General features: G+C 43.0%; 16 protein-coding genes and 1 tRNA gene. 16 read left to right on the forward strand and 1 reads right to left on the reverse strand.

Features of this window, described 5'->3' with window-relative positions; translation table 11 throughout:
- Positions 1-18 precede the first annotated feature (18 nt).
- The 12 genes from M3212_RS11665 to M3212_RS11720 all read left to right on the forward strand — a co-directional run bounded on the left by M3212_RS11665 (position 19) and on the right by M3212_RS11720 (position 16215).
- Positions 19-294 (forward strand): hypothetical protein, encoded by a 276-nt coding sequence (locus M3212_RS11665; RefSeq protein ID WP_251194153.1) that lies wholly within the window; start codon positions 19-21, stop codon positions 292-294.
- 253 nt (positions 295-547) lie between these two features.
- Positions 548-2728, forward strand: coding sequence for a sensor histidine kinase (locus tag M3212_RS11670; protein WP_251194154.1), 2181 nt, complete (start codon positions 548-550; stop codon positions 2726-2728).
- Positions 2725-4071, forward strand: a complete 1347-nt coding sequence (locus M3212_RS11675; protein ID WP_251194155.1) for a sigma-54-dependent transcriptional regulator — start codon at positions 2725-2727, stop codon at positions 4069-4071. Before M3212_RS11670 ends, M3212_RS11675 begins: the two co-directional genes overlap by 4 nt.
- A 23-nt stretch (positions 4072-4094) precedes the next feature.
- A complete protein-coding gene (locus tag M3212_RS11680; protein WP_251194156.1) occupies positions 4095-5024 on the forward strand; it encodes a glycine betaine ABC transporter substrate-binding protein in 930 nt (309 codons plus the stop codon).
- 390 nt (positions 5025-5414) lie between these two features.
- Positions 5415-6764, forward strand: coding sequence for a lyase family protein (locus tag M3212_RS11685; protein ID WP_251194157.1), 1350 nt, complete (start codon positions 5415-5417; stop codon positions 6762-6764).
- On the forward strand, positions 6748-8271 hold the full coding sequence (locus tag M3212_RS11690) for an aldehyde dehydrogenase family protein (RefSeq protein ID WP_251194158.1): 1524 nt from the start codon (positions 6748-6750) through the stop codon (positions 8269-8271). Before M3212_RS11685 ends, M3212_RS11690 begins: the two co-directional genes overlap by 17 nt.
- A 29-nt stretch (positions 8272-8300) precedes the next feature.
- Positions 8301-9467, forward strand: coding sequence for a Zn-dependent alcohol dehydrogenase (locus tag M3212_RS11695; RefSeq protein ID WP_251194159.1), 1167 nt, complete (start codon positions 8301-8303; stop codon positions 9465-9467).
- Positions 9468-9578: 111 nt separating this feature from the next.
- On the forward strand, positions 9579-11126 hold the full coding sequence (locus tag M3212_RS11700; RefSeq protein WP_251194160.1) for a BCCT family transporter: 1548 nt from the start codon (positions 9579-9581) through the stop codon (positions 11124-11126).
- Positions 11127-11171: 45 nt separating this feature from the next.
- Positions 11172-11948 carry an SDR family oxidoreductase gene (locus M3212_RS11705; protein ID WP_251194161.1) on the forward strand — a complete coding sequence of 259 codons (777 nt, stop codon included), beginning with the start codon at positions 11172-11174 and terminating at the stop codon, positions 11946-11948.
- 61 nt (positions 11949-12009) lie between these two features.
- The gene (locus M3212_RS11710; RefSeq protein WP_251194175.1) at positions 12010-13443 is read left to right on the forward strand and encodes an FGGY-family carbohydrate kinase; all 1434 of its coding nucleotides are present in this window, start codon (positions 12010-12012) and stop codon (positions 13441-13443) included.
- Positions 13444-13483: 40 nt separating this feature from the next.
- Positions 13484-14926, forward strand: coding sequence for an FAD-binding oxidoreductase (locus tag M3212_RS11715; protein WP_251194162.1), 1443 nt, complete (start codon positions 13484-13486; stop codon positions 14924-14926).
- Positions 14927-15318: 392 nt separating this feature from the next.
- Positions 15319-16215: a macrolide 2'-phosphotransferase gene (locus tag M3212_RS11720; protein ID WP_251194163.1), complete on the forward strand. Its 897-nt coding sequence runs from the start codon at positions 15319-15321 to the stop codon at positions 16213-16215.
- 382 nt (positions 16216-16597) lie between these two features.
- On the opposite strand, the gene M3212_RS11725 is transcribed toward M3212_RS11720, so the two are convergent.
- A tRNA-Sec gene (locus tag M3212_RS11725) sits at positions 16598-16694 on the reverse strand.
- A 153-nt stretch (positions 16695-16847) separates the two neighbouring features.
- Here M3212_RS11725 and M3212_RS11730 point away from each other — a divergent pair.
- The 4 genes from M3212_RS11730 to M3212_RS11745 all read left to right on the forward strand — a co-directional run bounded on the left by M3212_RS11730 (position 16848) and on the right by M3212_RS11745 (position 20825).
- Positions 16848-18644: a UbiD family decarboxylase gene (locus tag M3212_RS11730; protein WP_251194176.1), complete on the forward strand. Its 1797-nt coding sequence runs from the start codon at positions 16848-16850 to the stop codon at positions 18642-18644.
- Between the two features lie 58 nt (positions 18645-18702).
- Complete coding sequence (locus M3212_RS11735; RefSeq protein WP_251194164.1) at positions 18703-19647, forward strand: TRM11 family SAM-dependent methyltransferase; 945 nt, start codon at positions 18703-18705, stop codon at positions 19645-19647.
- A 64-nt stretch (positions 19648-19711) separates the two neighbouring features.
- The gene (gene htpX / locus M3212_RS11740; protein WP_251194165.1) at positions 19712-20626 is read left to right on the forward strand and encodes a protease HtpX; all 915 of its coding nucleotides are present in this window, start codon (positions 19712-19714) and stop codon (positions 20624-20626) included.
- 10 nt (positions 20627-20636) lie between these two features.
- Positions 20637-20825 carry a hypothetical protein gene (locus tag M3212_RS11745; protein WP_251194166.1) on the forward strand — a complete coding sequence of 63 codons (189 nt, stop codon included), beginning with the start codon at positions 20637-20639 and terminating at the stop codon, positions 20823-20825.
- Positions 20826-20828: the final 3 nt, after the last annotated feature.

The raw sequence follows: 20828 nt of genomic DNA on the forward strand, positions 1-20828 counted from the left end.
AAACAGGGGGAACGGGTAATGAAAGAAAACGACGATCTCATCATCCATTTACCTGATTTGTCCTTCGTACAGTGGTGTGAAGAAAGATATGGCCTAAACCGAGGCGTTTACAATACGATCGACGAATGGTTTTTTCTGAACGGCACAAAGGACATCCTGAAGCGAAGGAAAAAGATTTTGCACTTTTTAGCCAATCACTCCAAAGAATGCCGGAATGGCAGGCGGATGAAGTTTGGTCATGGCCGTTTAACAACATTATTAACAGAATACTTGGAGGTGGGTGGAAGAGGATAACATAGCATAGCTCTCTAAAACAACTCGATGAATCCAGTTGCAACTATAATTTATTCCTGTGATATTCATAAGTGGTGGAACGGCGTTTCTCTTATCAAAAAGAGGAGCGCTCTTATTTTATTTATGCTGATATACTGTGACGGAAGCTCACCTTACAGTACTCATTTAAATCTTTTTCTCAATCTTGGGCGATTTTAGTTATAATATGTTTATTCTATTATATTAATTTCATTTCAAAGAGCGGAGTCAAACAATGAGAAAAATGAAAGCGTTTTATTTGCGGGTTACGGACTCGATTCGTAGCAGTATTATAAAGAAATATGTCATTGTATTCGCTGTCACGTTTATTTTGCCAAGTCTGTTAATCTATCAGCTTATTGTGAGCCATACGGAGCAAATGGTTGAAAATGACATTATAGAAACAAACATTTCTAATACAGATAGCATTGTAAAGAGAGTGAACAAGGAAATCAGTGATATTGTCCTTCAATTACAGTTGATTACAGGGAATTTAATAGACGAGGAATTGAAGATTGATCTGATGTTTCAGCGATCGAAATTAGCTATTTCCCAAAGTCCAATGATTCATTCCATCTACCTTTTGGATCACTCTAAAAAAATTGTATTTAGGGCGCCGTTTGAACGAGAGTTAGGCGAAGAGATTTTCTATGATTACCAGAAATTCGACGAAGTTCAAATAAGCCGTAACTATGCTGTATCTGATTCGATACAAAATATCTACGGGGATCAGGTCGTTTCTGTTGCCATTCCTGTATTAACTAGACAGCAGGAGTTTAAAGGGGTGCTAGTAGCGGAACTTAGTAAAGATTACCTCTCTTCGGTTTTAAATAGCTTTATCGTAACGAATGATTATTTTAGCTTTATTGTCGATACCCGAGGACAAGTGATTTCTTCAACGAAAGCAAATGAAACTAACGAAGACTATTCCGCAGAGTATATTTTTAATCGGATATTTAAGGATTCATATGGGGTCATCAGGGACACATACCTAGGAGAAGATAGCGTCATTGCCTTTCAAACGATGAGAGACGGTTGGGGACTCGCCTATGGCGTTCCGGAAAAAGTCGCATTTGAACCGGTGCGGGAGCTGAGCCATCTGATTACGATCAGTTTTATCGGGATATTCGTTCTATCTCTGCTATTTATTTGGCTGGGCTTAAAAAGCATCGTCTATCCGATTCTGCGCCTAACAAATTATGCGAAACAGTACCGTAAGAGAATTTTCTATACATCGGAGGAAGAGTTCGCTGGCTCTGAAAGAGATGAAATAGGTGAGCTGAAAAAAACAATCATTTCCGTTGGGAACAGCAACTATGAGAAACAAAAGATGCTTGAGGAAAAAGAAAAATATCTTAATGATTTAATTGAAGGAATTCCCTATGGGATCATTACGGTCAATAAGGATGCCATTATTACCCATGTGAATCAGCAATTCGAAAAAATGATCGGGTTTTCTCGTCAGCATTTGATCAATACCCCTTTACTAAATACAGGAATAAAAAATGATAAAAAGGATTTTATGCTTGTGCAGTCACTCTTCTCGGAACATGCTTCAAGTGAAAGTGAGAGCTATATCATTGATGCGAATGGACAAAAGCATATTGTAAAAATTGCGACTGCTAAATTATATAACGAGGATAAAGAAACGATAGGAAGCATTGCTGTGTTACAAGATATTTCAAAGCTGAAATTATTAGAATCAAGACTAAAACAAAATGACAAGCTTGCCATTATCGGTCAGATTACAACTGGAATCGCACATGAAATAAAAAACCCTCTAGCAGTTTTATCAGGCTGTTCTGAGCTTTTAGTCGAGGAAGTGAAGGAAGCAAATGGCTCTAAGGAAATGATGGAGCTATCAAAGGACATTTATCAGGTTGTACGTAGAATGAATGGGATTGTCAGTAACTTTTTGAATTTCGCAAAAATGAATAAAGACGAGGCAAAGCCTGTACGCGTCGAAAAGGTGATGGAGGAGGTTTTGCACCTTGTCCGGCTAAAGATCAATGAAGCTAATATCGAAGTTGACCGTTCCTATGAGGACACTCCAGATGTTGTCGGCATACATGACCATCTACTGCAAGCTTTTCTAAACCTTGTCCTAAATGCGGTAGAAGCCATGCCAACAGGGGGAAAGCTCTTCATTTCCATTTATGAGGAAATCACGAATCAGAAAAAAAGATATGTCGTCGCTCAAATTGATGATACAGGATCAGGTATTCCTGAAAAGAATATGAAATGGTTGTTTGATCCGTTTTTTTCGACAAAGGATACGGGTAACGGTCTCGGCCTAACGATTGCAAGAGATATTGTTAAGGAACACAATGGAGAGTTGAAAATTGAGAGCTCAAACGAAGGGACATCGATACAATGTTGTTTTTTCGTTTCGACTGGGGAGGTTAGTGTAGAATGAACAAATCATTATCCGTTTTAATTGTGGATGACGAAGAACAACTCTGTAAATTAATTGCTCAAAAGCTGAAGAAATCAGATATGATAACGAATCTTGCTCATGACGGAGAGACAGCTTTATTGTTTTTGAAAAATCATTCGGTTGACATTGTCATTTTAGATTATATGTTACCGGATATGACAGGGACTGATGTACTAAAAGAGATCAAGCACTTATCGATTGATGTCCCTGTTATTATGTTAACGGCATATGGAAATGTTGAAAGTGCGGTGGCTGCGATGAAATTAGGAGCAGTAGATTACCTTGTAAAACCAATGGAGTTAAACGAGTTGAAAAAAATCATTGAGAAAGTCTGCATTGATAAGCAAAACAAAACGATAAAGCTGCAGGAACCATTTGTTTATCATAGTAAAAAAATGAAACAAGTCATTGAACTTTTAACGTACGTGAAGGAAACGAATGCGAGCATTTTAATTCAAGGAGAAAGTGGTGTGGGAAAAACAACGCTGGCTAAATGGATTCATGAGCAAAGCAAAAGAAAGAATAAACCATTTTTATCAATTAGCTGTGCTGCTATTCCAGAAGAACTGTTGGAAAGTGAGTTATTTGGCTACCAAAAGGAAGCGTTTAATGGTAGTCATTCTTCAAAGGTTGGGAAATTTGTTGCTTCTAATGGGGGCACGATTTTACTTGATGAAATTAGTGAGATCAGTCCAAATATGCAGGCAAAGCTCTTACATGTGATCGAAGATAAGCTTGTTATGCAGCTGGGCAGTAAGGAATTCCAACAGATCGATGTTAGAATTATTACCACTACGAACAAAGATATTAAAGAATTTGTACGGGCTGGACGCTTTCGTGAAGACCTGTATTACCGTTTAAATGTCATTGAAGTTGAGGTGCCGCCTTTACGGGAGCGGAGAGAGGAAATACCGCTCCTTATAAAAAAACAACTATCGAAGCTGAATGAAAAATACAGCAAGAATATTAAAATGGATCAACGTTGTATCAACATCCTAACGAATTATCATTGGCCTGGTAATATCCGCGAATTAATGAATACACTTGAGCGGATTCATATTTTAAAACGCTTTGGACTTGTTGTTCCCGAGGATCTTGTAAAAGCATCCTTTCATGTTATCAATCAACAACCATTTGATAAAACGACTCCTGAACATATGTTTTCAGGGAAGCTTCCTGAAGTACTGGAGGAGGTAGAAGAGCAAATGATTAAAAAGGCGCTGCAGGAGACAAATGGAAATCAAACGAGGGCAGCTGAAAAACTGGGGATTGCCAGACATACTCTTATTTATAAAGTGAAAAAATTCGGCTTGAAATCTTAGTCGGGATGATGAGGAATCAAGTGATGAAAAAAGAAACAGTCGTAACTTTTTGTCTCTGCATGGTTATGCTTGGAGCTTGCAGCTTCCATCAAGAAAGCTTAAAAGAAGAAATCGTCTATTCGCATGACTTGCCTACGATTACAGTTGGTTCGAAGTCGTTGACTGAGCAGTATTTGCTTATGAAGATGTCGGCAATGCTGCTACGGGATATGGGATACAATGTTAAAGAGATTCAGTTTTTGGACAGCCCTTCTATTCGCCAAGCCATCGAGGAGAATAAAATTGATTTATATTGGGAGTATACGAATACGGCAAGAATGTATTATCACAAGCTTCCACCAATCTATGATGCAGATGAAATCTTTCAGGCAGTGAAAGTCGCAGATGAAAAAGAAAACATCCTCTGGCTAAATCGCAGTGATTTTAATAGCAGTTGGGGAATCATTGTAAAAAAATCATTTGCTGAACAACATCAATTAACATCGATTAGTGATTTGATTGAATATATGAACAAATATGACCCGAAGCTGACGTTTGCTTCAAACGAGGAGTTTTTGTTTCGTGAGGACGGTCTAGATTATTTACAAAAGGTGTATCAATTGAATCTAACTGAAAATCAGCTGCTTCCAGTCGATTCTTCATTATTGACACTTGCAGTACAGGAAGGAAGAGTGGGAGTAACGATTGGAATGGTATCGGACAGCCGTATTAGTGAATATGAGTTAACGGTCTTAAATGATGATAAAAGGGCTTTTCCTCCTTATCATGCTGCACCGGTTGTTTGGAAGAAACGAATCGAAGCTGACCCAAAGATTGAAAAAGTATTAAATCGACTTGCTGAAACTATTTCGCATGAAGAGATGATCAATTTAAATTATCAGGTGGAAGTGCTCCATCAAGAAGTTCCAATTGTGGCCAAAACCTTTCTAATGGAGAAAGGATTATTGAAATAAGCTAGATACAAAGTAAATGAAGTCTTGAAAAAAAGATCGTTGCCAAACGGTCTTTTTTACTGTTTGCCGTAAAATAGCCTCCAAATCTTCTTTCCCCAGAATTATGAAGTAACGATTTCCAAAGGTTGGGCCCAAAATTAATCTGGAACGATGTAGTTATTTTATACATCTTTTTCAAGAAAGGTGAATCTATGACCTGCGTTTGTACTTAAAAAAGCGTCAATTGTAGAATTTTTCTACATTTGATGCAGAAAAGTTCTACAGTTTCGTTTGAAAAAAGGATGTTATGATACTAGCGATCAATCGTAAAGAGCAGATTGAACTATGAGATGTAAGCGTTAACTAGAAAATGAGGGAGAAGTTTGAAGTAGATTTATAAGGGGAAGGATCATGGCCAATCACACAAGAATGGAAGTAGATTCATTTGGATCAATTACGCTACCTGCTACGACGCTATACGGCATTCATACGTATCGAGCGATTAACAATTTGTCATTTTCACAAAAACTTTTACGTTTTTATCCAGCGTATATTTCAGCCCTTGTAGAGGTTAAGAAGACAGCAGCGCTAACGAATAGGGACGCCCAAATTATTCCTAAGGAGTTTGTTGAACCTATTCTCAGTGCTTGTAATGACATTCTAAAAGGCACTCACCATGAGTATTTCCAAATCGATCTCTTACACGGTGGTGGCGGTTTTGCGACGAACATGAACATCAATGAGGTGATTTCAAATCTGGCTAATCTCAAGCTGGGAGGAGAAATCGGGCGATATTCCCCGATACATCCGATTGATCATGTTAATGCGTCACAGTCAACTTCAGATGTCTGCCATACCGCAAGTAGAATTGCTCTTATTCGAATGTTTCACCCACTGCAACGTGATATTGAGAAAACCATTCACACTTTACATGCAAAAGCAGTTGAGTTTGCCGAAGTTACAACGGTGGCACGAACTTGTCTCCAGGATGCGATGCAGGTGAAGCTAGGTGAAACGTTTAGCGGCTATGAAGCAATGCTTACTAGACGACTTTGTTCTTTAATTGAAGCGGTAAACAAGCTTTATGACATTAACCTTGGAGGGACAGTGATAGGTTCCGGTGTCGGTGCTCCAAAGCGCTATCGAGAGTTAGTCGTTGCCAACCTTCGCGAGGTAACACAAATGCCTCTTCAGCATCGTCAAAATTTATTTGATGCCGCTCAAAATATTGATGATATTGCCGAAGTTTCTTCACAGCTCCGTTTAATGGCTGCATGCTTAATGAAACTCGCAAAGGATTTACGTCTTCTTTCCTCAGGACCGGAGGCCGGTTTAGGAGAAATCCTGCTTCCTGCTGTTCAAGCTGGATCATCCTTTTTTCCGGGAAAGGTAAATCCAGTCATTCCAGAAACGTTGATTCAATGTTGTTTTCAAATTATTGGCATTGATGAAATCGTCCAAGAGACGCTAAAACATGGGGAACTCAATTTAAATGTATTTGAAGGAGCAGCGATAACGAATCTTTTTGATGGATTAAACATGCTTCAGAGGGCACTTTGCACCTTTCGAGAAAATGGATTAAAAGAGTTACGTGCCAATCATCAGCGATGCGAGGAATTTGCGAATAGCTTTGTTCCCAAATTGGTCAGTCTTAAAGAAAAGTATGGCTACTCTGCCGTCGCGACACTTATGAAAGAAAAGGGAAGAGAAGAAATTAGACGATGTTTTCAAGGAGGCGATTATATTGACAAAATTGACTGAAGAGTCTGTTTTTAAAGGGATAGAGCAACCAAGACTTGATTGGGCGAAAAAATGGTTGCAAGAACCAAAAAAACTATATATCGATGGGAAATGGATAAGTAGTGAAGAGAATGAACTGATTGACTCAATTAATCCGGCAAATGGTCAAGTAACAGGTTCGATCCATTGTGCAACAGAAGAAGATGTCAATCGAGCAGTTCGCGCAGCGAGATACGCTTTTGATGAAGGGCCATGGCGTGACGTTTCCAGAAAAGATCTTGCCAAAAAACTGCGTCAAATTAGTGCACTCATTAAAAAACACCAGGCGGAGCTTGCAACACTTGAATCATTGGATAACGGAAAACTTTATACCGAATCCTATGAGGATGTACAGGAAGCTTCCGATCTCTTTGAATACTATGCGGGCTGGACAGATAAATACTATGGTGAAAACAACCCCGTTGAAGGGAACTTCTTGAGCTATACAACACGTGATCCAATCGGTGTCTGCGGACAGATCGTTCCATTTAACTTTCCAATCGGAATGGCGGTTTGGAAGCTTTCGCCGGCTTTGGCAATGGGGAATACGGTTGTTTTGAAGCCTTCTAGCTCTACTTCTTACACAGCGATTCGTTTAGTCGAGATCATTGATGAGGCAGAGCTCCTCCCTCCAGGCGTATTGAATTTAATTTTAGGAAGAGGATCAGTTGGCACGTTCATAAGCCGGCATTTGGATGTAGATAAAGTTTCTTTTACAGGGAGTACAGGCGTCGGGAAAAAGCTGGTTCATGACTCGGCAGATTCAAATTTAAAGCCTGTTACATTAGAGCTAGGCGGAAAATCCCCGAACATTATTTTTAGTGATGCGCCTGATTTAGATGCAGCAATTGAACGTTCTTACTATGGATTGTTTACTCATAAAGGGGAAAAATGCTCCGCACCGACTAGACTTTTCGCACAGCGTGATATTTATGACCAGGTGGTTGAAAAGCTCGCCGATTATGCGAATGACTATAAATTAGGTGATCCATTTGATCCTTCCAGTGATCAAGGGCCACAAATATCAAAAGCACATATGGAATCAATTCTAGCTTATATCGAAAGTGGAAAACAGCAGGGAGCCAGAATCGTAGCTGGAGGGGAACGAGATCTAACTGGAGAAAATGCGCACGGCTATTTCATACGCCCGACAATTTTTGCAGATGTTGACAACAAGATGAAAATTGCTCAAGAAGAAATATTCGGACCAGTCCTTTGTGTGATTCCGTTCGAGACCGAGGAAGAAGTTGTAAAAATGGCCAATGATACCATTTACGGATTAGCCGCTGGACTATGGACCAACGACGTTTCCCGTGCTAACCGTGTTGCTCGTAAGCTTGAAGCAGGAATGGTCTTTGTGAATAAGTATGGATGCTATGATTTTGCAAGTCCGTTTGGCGGATGGAAACAAAGTGGGTGGGGGAAAGAGTATGCGATTCATTCTCTTCAATCTTATACGAAAACAAAAGCCGTTTGGTTTGCCTTTTAACAACAGAGGAGAGTCGAGGGGAAATAACAATGAAAATGAAGGCAGCGGTCATGACAGGTGTTGGAAAGCCTCTAGAAATTTTATCAGTAAATGTTGCTGAACCAAAAGTAAATGAAGTGCTTGTAAAAATCGGGGCGACAGGTGTTTGTCATAGCGATTTAAACGCGTTGCATGATGAAACGACTCCGATTCCGACTATATTAGGTCATGAAGGTGCAGGGGTTGTTGCCTCAGTTGGGCCGAATGTAACAAAGGTGAAAGTTGGTGATAAGGTTGCTTTAAACTGGGTGCCGTATTGTGGGACATGTGAATTTTGTGTAACTGGTGCCGTTCATCTATGCGAATCGGCTTTTGAACCGATGTTTTCCGGAACATTGTTGGATGGTACTACCCGGTTAAGCAAAGACGGCAAACCGATTTTTCACAACTCGTTATTATCGACTTTTGCAGAATTTGCTGTCGTGCCAGAACTATCATGTGTAAAGCTTCCTGATGAAATGCCTTTGGCGCAGGCTGCTTTAATTGGCTGTGGCGTCGCAACAGGCTACGGGGCTGCTGTTCATGCAGCAAAAGTCACTCCCGGATCGACGGTAGCGGTATTTGGTATTGGCGGTGTTGGGGTCAATGCGATTCAAGGAGCACGAATTGCTGGTGCCGCGAAGATTATTGCTTGTGATGTGAAATCTGCTAATTTGGAAATCGCAAGAAATTTTGGGGCAACTCACACGATCAATGCGGCTGAAGAGAAGGCGGATGAGGTTTTAAAAGAGCTGACGGGAGGTTTCGGAGTCCATGCCGCGATAGATTGTACTGGTCATGTTGTTGCTACGGAATCAGCATGGAAAGGGGTTAGAAAGGGTGGAACGGTTGTCGTAGTCGGAGCCTTTGATCCAACGATGTCACTCACCATTCCAGCAGAAGGTTTTCATCGTGTTGGGAAAGTACTCAAAGGGAGCTTTTACGGTGATACCCAGCCATTTCGTGATTTTCCTGCCCTTGCCAAGCTCTATTTGGATGGTAAATTCATGCTTGACGAACTTATTTTGGACCGAATTCAGCTTGATGATATTAATAAAGCATTTCATTCTTTTCAAGACTGCAGTTGTGTCAATGTTGGTCGTTCTATTATTGAGTTTCCAGCAGTTTCTATGAACAGCGAGGATCGGTTACAGGATGACTTTGAAACGGTTTCTTAATGTACGGAAAAAGGATTCGGGTGGTTCTCTCCATTTTTGTAACACGGGGAGACTTTCCCTTCCTTATTCATAGCTGAGAGAGAAAATCATTCTTTAAGGGGGAAGGGGATTATGAAGAAGCTTAAACATGGGGTGTTTTGGCCACCGTTCTTACTCGTGTTGGCAGCTGCGATCGTAAGTTTTACGAACAAGGATATTTTTATTGCCGTTACCACTGGCGCAAATGATTGGTTGATTGCCAACTTTGGTTGGGTATTCAGTATTGCCGGATTAATCATGGTTTTTGTCTGTGTGGCTGTCTATTTTTCTAAATTAGGAAAGGTCAGAATTGGAGGTGAAAAAGCGAAGCCATTCCTGTCCTATCGTAATTGGTTGGCGATTACGATTACGACAACGATCGCAGCCGGACTAACGTTTTGGGGGATTACAGAACCGATTTATCATTTAATTTGGCCGCCGGAATCATTAGGGATAGAGCCGAATAGCACAGAAGCAGCCATTTTCTCGATGTCGACGATGTATCTTCATTGGACGATCACGCCATATGCCATTTACTGTGTCCCGGCACTTATGTTTGCCTTTGCTTATTATAATATGAAGCGCCCATTTAGCTTAGGGTCAACCTTGGCTCCATTATTAGGGAAGCGAATTGATGGAAAATGGGGACAAGCGATTGATGCCGTTTGTTTATACACGCTTGCATTAGGGATGGCTTCGACCATGGGGACGGGGATTTTAAACTTAGCCGGCGGTGTGAATTATGTATCTGGGGCCGAGAGTGGTCCGACGGTATGGGCGATAATTGCGATTGTCGTCATGGTTACCTTTGTCATTTCGGCAGCCTCTGGATTAATGAAAGGTATTCGAATCCTTTCTGATATTAATATTAAGCTGTTTGTCTTTATCATCGTTTATCTTTTCATCATTGGACCAACTTCTTATTTGTTGAACCTAGGTACAGAATCATTCGGAAATTATTTGACTAACTTCTTTGATAAAAGCTTGTTCACTGGAGCAGCAGGAGAAGATCAGTGGCCGCAGGCATGGACTACATTTTATTGGGCTAACTGGTTCTCCTGGGCGGCGATAACGGCATTATTTTTAGGGAGAATTGCGTATGGTCAAACGGTAAGATCTTTTATTCTAGTCAATTTTGCAATCCCTGCACTATTCGGTGGAATTTGGATGACGATTTTTGGAGGCTCTGCGATTTATAAACAAATGAGTGAGGGAGCAATTGGCGACATCCTCGTAAACTCCGGACCTGAAGCACTCCTGTATGCAGTGTTGGGAGCGATTCCATTTGCACAAATTATTATTCCGATTTACATCTTTATTGTTTTCATTACGTTCGTAACAGCGGCAGACTCGACGCTTGCGGCTATGGGTGGAATTAGTTCTACAGGCATTACACCATCAAGTCCTGAGCCGGGAACGTTAATAAAAGTGATATGGGGTGTGACAATAAGCGTTGTCGCATGGATGATGATTAGCTTCGCACAGATTGACGGGATTAAGATGTTATCAAATCTCGGAGGTGTTCCGGCAGTGCTATTAGGTCTAGGGGTTGTGTTAGCACTTATTAAAGTAGCAAAATCCCCTGAAAAATATGACGCAACACTAGAAGATGATGAAGAAATAAGTGAAAAAGTGAGTTAAATCTCTCAGTCTATCAAGTTAGGATTTGCATCAAGGAGGAAGAAGATGACAATAAGCGATTTTACAATGGATTTCTTTTCATTAAAGGGGAAAACCGCGATTGTGACGGGGGGGAATACGGGACTAGGGCAAGCATTTGCCCTAGCCTTGGCAAAAGCAGGTGCAAACCTTTTTATTCCAAGTATTATGGAAGATAGTGGTGAAACAAAAGCCTTGATTGAAAAAGAAGGCGTTCAAATGGCATTTATGAAAGTTGATATCACAGAGCGGGAAGCGCCGAAAAACATTATCGACCAATGTGTGGAAACCTTTGGAGCTGTAGATATTCTCGTCAACAGTGCTGGAATTTGCAAGCTAGCCGAGGTTGAGAAATTTTGCAGGGATCATTGGGATCCGATGATCAATATTAATTTAACGGCTGCTTTTGAGATCAGTTATGAAGCAGCCAAAAGAATGATTTCGCAAAAAAGTGGCAAGATTATTAACATTTGTTCCTTGTTTTCCTTCTTAGGCGGTCAATGGTCACCAGCGTATGCAGCGACAAAACATGGCTTAGCTGGTTTTACAAAGGCCTATTGTGATGAACTGGCACAGCACAATATACAGGTGAATGGAATTGCTCCGGGGTACTATGCAACAGATCTTACTTTACAAACGAGAAACAATCCTGAAATGAATAAAAAGATTTTGGATCATATCCCAGCTAAACGTTGGGGAGAAACGCTAGATTTAATGGGAGCAACGGTTTTCTTGGCGAGCCGGGCATCAGACTATGTAAATGGTCATATTTTAACGGTTGACGGAGGCTATCTCGTTCGTTGATGAAACCGTCTCGCCGCTTTTAGCAAAGGTCAATGAAGAGAGAAGAAGGAAAGTGGTGGAAATGAAAACGAAATATATTATTGGTGTCGATGGTGGATCTCAGAGCTCCAAAGTTGTCATCTTTGATCTTCAAGGAACGATTGTTTCTGAAGGGAGAGAGCTGTTGAAACCAATGATGTTGTCTGAACGGGGAAAAGTTGAGCACCCTGATGATGATTTGTGGGATTCGATTATCCTGGCTAGTCGAAAAGCGATGAAGCATTTTAAAGGTAATAAGGAAGATATTATTGGTTTAGGCTTGTGTACGATTCGATTTTGTCGTTGCTTATTAAAAGCAGATGGTACTTTGGCTTCTCCAGTTATGAGCTGGATGGATACTCGTGTATCAAAACCTTATGAACATCGAAACAGGGACGTCAACTATGTGACAACTTCAACTGGATATATTACTCATCGTTTTACGGGGAATTTTAACGATACGGCAGGAAACTACCAAGGGATGTGGCCGATCGATACCGATACTTGGCAGTGGAGTGAGGATAAGAGCATTTTTCAAGAGTACAACATACCGAAAGAAATGCTATTTAACTTGCAAATGCCGGGGACGATCCTTGGACATGTGACAGAGACCGCAGCTGAGTTAACAGGATTCCCAGCCGGGATTCCCGTTATCGCAACAGCCAATGATAAAGCAGTTGAAGCACTGGGAGCAGGACTGTTATCAAATAAAACGGGATTGATTTCCCTTGGAACATATATTGCCGGAATGGTGCATGGGCAGAAGAATCCTAAAAATACGACTCATTTTTGGACTAATTTCTCGGCAATTGCTAATCAATATTTATATGAAAGTCATGGAATCCGCCGCGGGATGTGGACGATCAGCTGGTTTAAGGAGCTGTTTGGAGCTGATCTTTTGAAAAAAGGCGAAGCTCTTGGGGTATCAGCTGAAGAATATTTAAATCTTGAAGCACAAAAGGTGAAACCTGGCAGCGACGGATTAATGACAATCCTGGACTGGCTCGCTCCAACAGGACAGCCTTATAAGAAAGGACTCATGATGGGATTTGATGGACGCCATACACGTGCGCATATGTATCGATCACTTTTAGAAGCGATAGCGCTACAAATGAAACTATGCATGGATAACATGTGTGAAGAATTAGAAATTGAATTAACGAGCCTGATTATCTCCGGCGGCGGGTCGAATAGTGAATTAATGATGCAAATTTTTGCCGATGTTTTTGGCATCCCTGCTTCAAGGACAGTCGTAAACGGTTCTGCAAGTCTAGGTTCGGCTATTTGTGTGGCGGTTGCTTTAGGGGAATACCCAGATTATGAAACAGCAGTTGAAAAAATGGTGAAAAAGAGGGATTGTTTTCAGCCAAACTTGGACCATTTTAAACTTTACACAAGAATGAATAAAGAAGTCTATCAATATATTCCCCAATATACTGACGAAATTTTTAAAAAATCTTATTCGATTTTTAGCTAATTGAGGTTACTAAAATTAACATAGGTTAGGAGTTTTGAAGATGACCGTAAGTAGAGAGCAGATTGTTCAAGATTTGAAGGCAATGTTGCCGCATGAACAGATTATTACAGATGAAGATGTTTTGAAAAAGAATAGTATCGACCGCTTTAGAAAATATGAGGATATTCACGGAGTCTATACACAACCGATTCCGGCTGCTGTTGTGAAAGTAAAAAGTGCGTTGGAAGTTTCTCGGATTTTAACCTATATGAATAAAAACAAAATAAATGGTGTTCCTAAAACAGGAGGTTCGGCAACAGAGGGCGGTTTGGAAACCGCTGTGGAAAACTCATTAGTGCTTGATGGATCTGAAATGAACAAAATTATTAATATTGACACGTACAACATGATGGCAACTGTTCAATGTGGAGTATCATTAGAACATCTTGAAAACATTTTGCGTGAGCAGGGGTACACAACTGGTCATTCTCCGCAGTCAAAGCCATTAGCGCAAATGGGTGGGCTTGTAGCGACGAGAAGCATCGGTCAGCTTTCGACTTTATATGGCGGAATTGAAGACATGGTGGTCGGGCTTGAAGCCGTGTTCCCAAATGGACAAATAACAAAAATTAAAAACTACCCGAGAAGAGCGGCAGGACCGGACATTCGTCACGTTATTATTGGAAACGAAGGAGCCCTTTGTTATATTACAGAAGTAACGGTCAAAATCTTCAAATACATGCCGGAAAACAACTTATTTTACGGATACTTACTCGATGATATGAAGACAGGGTTTGAAATACTTCGTCAGGTTATGGTTGAAGGCTACAAACCATCCGTTGCCCGTCTATACGATCCTGAAGATGGACAATATCATTTTTCTCATTTTTCAAATGGCCGCTGTGTTTTAATCTTTATGGCTGAAGGACCGAAAGACATTGCCGATGTAACTGGTAAGGCTATCGAAAGAATTGTATCAAAGTACGAGGAATGCGATCCTGTCGATGCACAGCTGATTAAGGACTGGTTTGATAACTTAAATTGGGACCCTTCAAAAGTGGCTGAAGAAAGAATTGAAATTATGGAAACACGGAATTTAGGGTTTACAACTGAAGTATCTGGAACTTGGGACATTATTCATGATATTTATGAAAAATGCCTGGCACGCATTCGAAATGAAATCCCTGATATTACGTTGTTAGGCGGCCATTCATCACATAGTTATTTAAACGGAACGAACATGTATTTTGTGTACTACTATAACCTTGTTGATATTAAGCCTGAAGAGGAAATCACGAAATACCATTATCCGATTAATAAAATCATTGTGGAAGAGACAATTAAGGCTGGAGGGTCAATGGTTCATCATCACGGGATTGGCAAACATAGAACAGCATGGGTGAAAGATGAATATGGTTCCTCTTACTACATTTTAGAAACGTTAAAGAAGGCTTTTGATCCAAACGGGATCATGAATAAAGGGACAATTTTCCCCATTGAATAAAATGGTTAGAATAAGGATCAGGCCTATGAAAATAGTAGCTTGATCCTTGTTTTAGATTCGCATATTTAGGGAAATTTTGTTTCCTTGTTGATATTTTCGAATAAGTAGCGTAAAGTATTGGTACCTTATTTGAGGGAGGATTATGAAATGATGCATGCAGGGAGATTGCGCCGGAAAGCGTAAACTGAATATGTTCAAATCAACAGAGTAAACGGGAATAGCCGGCCTATTTTATTACGAATCTCAGTGGGGAAATAACACTTATTTCATAGATGTTTTGCTTGTTGACCACAGACGGAGGCTTGTCTGTGGTTTTTTGAAGCAAGAAAATCGGGTCGATGTGCCGACGCCTTTGCGCGGCAAGAAGAGTACGGATAGTTGGAGGAGACAAAATGAACAGACGAAACATTAAGCAGGCAGCAAATACGAAAGGGCTCGATCTTGTTGAGGACTCAATCACGATCAATGAGTCGGGCGTTGACTTTCAGGTCGCTCAGGCCAAAGATCATAATAATCATCAATGGATTGTGAGAATCCCAAGAAGACCGCAATCGATGAGGCATGCCCGACAGGAGAAAGAAGCATTGGCTATTCTTAACAACGCCGTAAGCTTCGAGGTTCCCGACTGGTCAATTTTTTCGGAAGACTTCATTGCTTATAAGCAGCTAAGCGGAGTGCCTGCCGCGACGATTGATATTGAACAGCAAGGCTATGTATGGAGCTTTGACGAAACGAATGTGCCATCCGAATATTATCACTCGTTAGGAAAAGCGCTGGCCGAGCTACACTCGATGCCGCAGGAGCAGTTTAAAAGGGTCGGTATCGATTTTCTTGAGGCCGATCAGCTAAGAACTTCGATGAAACGACGGATGGAGCGAGTAAAAGAACACTATACAATTAATCAAAATTTGTGGGAGCGCTGGCAGGCCTGGCTTGCTGAGGACTCGCTTTGGCCTTCTCATGTCGGAGTCAAACACGGCGATCTTCATCCAGGTCATATCCTGATAGACAGCAAGGATTGTGTAACTGGATTCATCGATTGGACAGAAGTCGGGATTGCCGATGTATCTGCAGATTTCTTAGCCCATCGGCTGCTTTTCGGAAAGGACGGTGTAACGAAGTTAATTGACGCCTATGACAATGCCGGTGGAAAGACATGGACCAGAATGGAAGACCATATTGCCGAGCTGTTATCGACAAGTGGTCTTACCGTAGCGGAATATGCACAAAGCTCGGGATTGAATGAAATGCATGAAGCGGCCGTACAGATGCTTGCAAACGAGAGTTAAGGAAAGAAATGGCGTGATTGTATTGTGAGCAGGATTGTGTTTCCTGCTCATTTTTTGTCCTGGCGGAATCGTCTGAAATTGAACCCGGTCCATGACGCCTGGATTTTAAAATGTTTTGGCATGTGCAGGTTTTTAATGTAAAGATGGTCTGCTGGTAATGAGACTATATTACTGGTAATGAGACTATATTAATAAAAGGTTTACTTTACATAAGGTGATTAAGGAACTTACCAAATCGCGAGGGTACAAAAAAAATTGGCTTCGGCTCGAACAGGGGAAGTGGTGGTTGATAACTATATCAAAAAGATCGGGGAACCCAGTAGTTAACGTTCGTGGACGTCCATTAATGGACCGTTTCAACGAAGCGCAAGCAAAATCGTATTGGCGGGACTGTCTAGGAATCGAACCTAGCGGAGACGGCACGCGCCTCCCAGGCGGTTTTGAAGACCGTGGCGAACACCAGTGTCGCAGCCAGCCCCAAGGGACAGCTTCCATTATACAAGCAAAGGAAGGAGCTTGCAAATCAACAGATCGTGCTGATTTTTCATCAGAAAGTCACGGTCTCTTTACAGACAAGCTCTTCGATACCAAGTATAATAAAGCTATTATGACAGATTTAGGAGCAGTGAATGATGGTTTTTACTCTTGAAGAAACGATAAAAGATCTTGAAAAAAATGGACAGTTGATGCGGGTGACGGAAGAGATTGATCCGTACCTTGAGATGGCGGCTTTGCATTTGAAGGTGTTTGAAGCCGGTGGGCCGGCGCTCTTGTTTGAGAATGTGAAGGGCTCGAAGTACCGGGCGGCGTCGAATATATTCGGAGATCTGGCGCGGAGCAAGTTTCTTTTCCGGGAGACGCTGGAGAAGACGCAGGAGGTCATCGCTCTGCGCAATGACCCGATGAGCGTGCTCAAGCAGCCGTTCAAGCATGTGAAAACCGGACTCGCCGCAAGCAAAGCACTGCCGCAGAAAAAAAACTTTGAGTCAGCCGGCTTTGAGGAAATCAGTATTTCCGATTTGCCGATGATTCATCATTGGCCGAACGATGGCGGAGCATTTATCACGCTGCCGCAAGTGTACAGTGAAGATCCGGAAAAGCCAGGAATTATGAATGCAAACCTTGGAATGTACCGGGTGCAATTAAGCGGCAATGAATATGAGCTTAACAAGGAAGTTGGACTTCATTACCAGATTCATCGCGGGATCGGGGTGCATCATGAGAAGGCCGCTCGTCTCGGCAAACCGTTGAAGGTCAGCATTTTTGTCGGTGGACCACCGGCGCATACGCTGGCGGCGGTGATGCCATTGCCTGAGGGGCTGAGTGAGCTGACCTTTGCCGGACTGCTGGCGGGCCGCCGTTTTCAGTACAGCTATGTCGATGGCTATTGCATTAGCCACGACGCTGACTTTGTGATCACGGGGGAAGTTCATCCGGGTGAGACGAAGCCCGAAGGTCCTTTTGGCGATCATTTAGGTTATTACAGCCTGGTTCATCCGTTTCCGGTCATGAGGGTCCATAAAGTGTTTGCCAAGCCAAATGCGATTTGGCCGTTTACCGTCGTTGGCCGCCCGCCGCAGGAGGATACCGCTTTTGGCGAGTTAATTCATGAGTTGACGGGAAGCGCGATCAAGCAGGAAATCCCTGGGGTAAAGGAGGTGCACGCTGTTGATGCAGCGGGGGTGCACCCGTTGTTGTTTGCGATCGGCAGCGAGCGCTACACGCCATATGAACAGGTCAAACGGCCGGCTGAGCTTTTAACGATCGCCAACCGGATTCTAGGGACAGGACAGGTCAGTCTGGCAAAATATTTGTTCATTACAGCCGAGGATGACAAGCCACTTGACACCCATCGGGAAGTTGAATTTCTGACTTATATACTGGAGCGGCTTGACTTACGGCGTGATTTGCATTTTCAGACGAATACGACGATTGATACGCTTGATTATACAGGGACTGGACTCAATCAAGGCAGCAAGGTGATTATAGCGGCATACGGTGAGAAGAAGCGCGAGCTTTGTCAGGAGGTGCCGGCCGAGCTGGAGGGGCTTACGGATTTCGGGAAGCCTTGCTATGTCATGCCGGGAGTCGTTGCGCTACAGGGACCGGCTTTTGTCAGCTATGAGGAGGCCGGTCAGGAATTGAAGAAGCTTACTTCTGAGCTTGCTGAAAAAGTGAAGCTTGACTCCTGTCCGTTACTCATCCTATCTGATGATAGTGCGTTTGTCAGTGACACGCTGGCCAATTTCCTTTGGGTCACGTTTACGCGCAGCAATCCGTCGCATGATTTGTACGGAGTAAACAGTGGCTATGAATTCAAGCACTGGGGCTGTGATCAGCTGATTATCGATGCGCGCATAAAGCCGCATCATGCACCGCCGCTTATTTCCGATCCCGAGGTGGAAAAAAGCGTCGCTCCCCTCGTCTAAAGGTGAAGCTACGGAAAAAGTAAAACTCATACTTTTTCCACAGGAAGGGCAGGCAGGAATGAAGACAGAAAAAAATTATATCTATCTCTATGCCTATCATGATGATGACGAGGCTTTAGCAAAGCTGGAAATGCGCAGCCTGTTTGGGGCAGATACCGACACGAAGGTGCTGCAAAGCCAGAAGGAAATAGCCCCGGAGAGAAGTCCATTTATACGCGGGCGAATCGACATCATCGTTCAGGCTGAGTCGTTTGAAGATTTGTTGGCGAAAGCGGATCGTTTGGTCATTGAAGCGGAATCCTATAAAGTGACGATGATCAAAAACGACAGTTTGCCAAAGGGAAAATCGCTTGATTTTCAGGAGCGCCGTCGGCTGGAACGGGGGGTTGGCTCGCTGCTGCGGGGAACAGTTGATCTCGACAAGCCCGAACGTATCGTTGCCCTGCTTCGATGGACCGAAGGCTGGCTCATCGGCTATTATGAGGAAAGTCAGTCGATCTGGCTCCGGCATCAGCACAAACCCGAAGCTTACTCGACGGCCTTAAGCACAAGAGTGGCACGGGCGGTTGTCAATATCGCCGTGCCTGAGCCGCAAGGGGTGAAGGTGATTGATCCGTGCTGTGGGGCAGGGACGGTTTTAATTGAGGCTTTGTCGATGGGAATTGAAATGGACGGTGGGGATATCAATCCGCTCGTCGCCCGGAAAGCGCGCAAAAACGTCGCCCACTTCGGCTATGAGTGTCCGGTCAGGCTGCGCGATATTCGCGAAGTCCGGGAGCATTATGACGTTGCGATTATTGATATGCCCTACAATCTCTGTTCGGTGCTCAGTCCTGAAGTGAAACGGGAGATGCTTGAGGCGGCGCGGGCGTTTACCGATAAGCTTGTCGTCGTGACCGTGGAAGAACTCGATCCGTTTTTACGCGAGGCAGGCTTTCAAGTCACCGACCGGGCGCTTGCCAAAAAAGGCCGCTTTGTCCGTGAAATCATCGTTTGCCGATGATTTTCGTTCAACCGCGCCGCAAGCTATGTTACACTTAAAAAAAGGAGAATATGGAGGGGAACAAATGGGGAAACGATTTTTACTTTTTTTAGTGACCAATATTATGGTCATGACGACGATTGTCATTGTCTGGTCGCTGATTACCCGTTTTACAAATGTCAATGGAACGTTTGAAACTGGTGGTCCCGGTTTGGGCATTGATTATGCTTCATTAATGATCTTCAGTTTGCTCGTCGGCTTCACCGGCTCGTTTATTTCATTGGCGATGTCGCGCTGGGTCGCCAAGAAGATGATGAAAGTCAAGGTGCTGGATCCAAATGGTTCTTTATCGGCCCAGGAACGCGCTGTTGTCGAGAAGGTACATCGCTTTTCACGCGCGGCCGGGCTTACACATATGCCGGAGGTCGGGATTTACCCGTCTGCTGAAGTAAATGCTTTTGCGACAGGGCCTTCGAAGAAACGCTCGCTCGTCGCTGTTTCAGCCGGTCTGTTAAACACGATGGACGAGGATGCGGTGGAAGGAGTTATCGCCCATGAGGTGGCGCACGTCGCCAACGGCGATATGGTGACGATGACCTTGCTGCAAGGGATCGTCAATACATTTGTCGTTTTCTTCTCCCGAATCGCGGCGATTATCGTTTCGCGCTTTGTCCGGGCGGAGCTGCAATGGATTGTCCAATTTGCGGCGATCATTATTTTTCAAATTTTATTCTCGATCCTCGGAAGCATCGTCGTCAACGCGTATTCGCGGCATCGCGAGTTCCACGCTGACCGCGGCGGCGGCGACTTAGCCGGAAACGATAAAATGGCGCATGCGCTCCGCTCGTTGAAAGCCTATGTCGACCGGGCGAAGGTCAATGACCGGACGGATGACACGGCAATTCAGACGATGAAAATAAACGGAAAAGGCGGAGTGATGAGACTGTTTTCAAGTCACCCCGATTTAGACGAACGCATTGCCCGCTTGGAACAACGCTAAGGAGAGGGCAGTGCCGGTGCTGATCACTCACGTTGAACGAAAGGCTGAGTCAAAACGGGAATTTTCCGTTCGACTCAGCCTTTTTGCTTGCTTATCCAAAGACTTGTCTTCAACATCAGCCATCGTTTCTTTGGCTGAAGTGGATAGAGAAGTGTTGGCCGAGGAGCCGCAATTCTTTTGTTTTGCGTCTGGCGTGTAGTAT

It is taken from the genome of Halalkalibacter oceani (genome assembly GCF_023715705.1).
GTDB classification, from domain to species: Bacteria; Bacillota; Bacilli; order Bacillales; family Bacillaceae_D; genus Halalkalibacter; species Halalkalibacter oceani_A.

Excerpts from the sequence above, each read along its gene's own strand:
- M3212_RS11665 (WP_251194153.1), top strand. The coding sequence starts at position 19 with ATGAAAGAAAACGACGATCTCATCATCCATTTACCTGATTTGTCCTTC.
- M3212_RS11670 (WP_251194154.1), top strand. The coding sequence starts at position 548 with ATGAGAAAAATGAAAGCGTTTTATTTGCGGGTTACGGACTCGATTCGT.
- M3212_RS11675 (WP_251194155.1), top strand. The coding sequence starts at position 2,725 with ATGAACAAATCATTATCCGTTTTAATTGTGGATGACGAAGAACAACTC.
- M3212_RS11680 (WP_251194156.1), top strand. The coding sequence starts at position 4,095 with ATGAAAAAAGAAACAGTCGTAACTTTTTGTCTCTGCATGGTTATGCTT.
- M3212_RS11685 (WP_251194157.1), top strand. The coding sequence starts at position 5,415 with ATGGCCAATCACACAAGAATGGAAGTAGATTCATTTGGATCAATTACG.
- M3212_RS11695 (WP_251194159.1), top strand. The coding sequence starts at position 8,301 with ATGAAAATGAAGGCAGCGGTCATGACAGGTGTTGGAAAGCCTCTAGAA.
- M3212_RS11700 (WP_251194160.1), top strand. The coding sequence starts at position 9,579 with ATGAAGAAGCTTAAACATGGGGTGTTTTGGCCACCGTTCTTACTCGTG.
- M3212_RS11705 (WP_251194161.1), top strand. The coding sequence starts at position 11,172 with ATGACAATAAGCGATTTTACAATGGATTTCTTTTCATTAAAGGGGAAA.
- M3212_RS11710 (WP_251194175.1), top strand. The coding sequence starts at position 12,010 with ATGAAAACGAAATATATTATTGGTGTCGATGGTGGATCTCAGAGCTCC.
- M3212_RS11715 (WP_251194162.1), top strand. The coding sequence starts at position 13,484 with ATGACCGTAAGTAGAGAGCAGATTGTTCAAGATTTGAAGGCAATGTTG.
- M3212_RS11720 (WP_251194163.1), top strand. The coding sequence starts at position 15,319 with ATGAACAGACGAAACATTAAGCAGGCAGCAAATACGAAAGGGCTCGAT.
- M3212_RS11730 (WP_251194176.1), top strand. The coding sequence starts at position 16,848 with ATGGTTTTTACTCTTGAAGAAACGATAAAAGATCTTGAAAAAAATGGA.
- M3212_RS11735 (WP_251194164.1), top strand. The coding sequence starts at position 18,703 with ATGAAGACAGAAAAAAATTATATCTATCTCTATGCCTATCATGATGAT.
- htpX (WP_251194165.1), top strand. The coding sequence starts at position 19,712 with ATGGGGAAACGATTTTTACTTTTTTTAGTGACCAATATTATGGTCATG.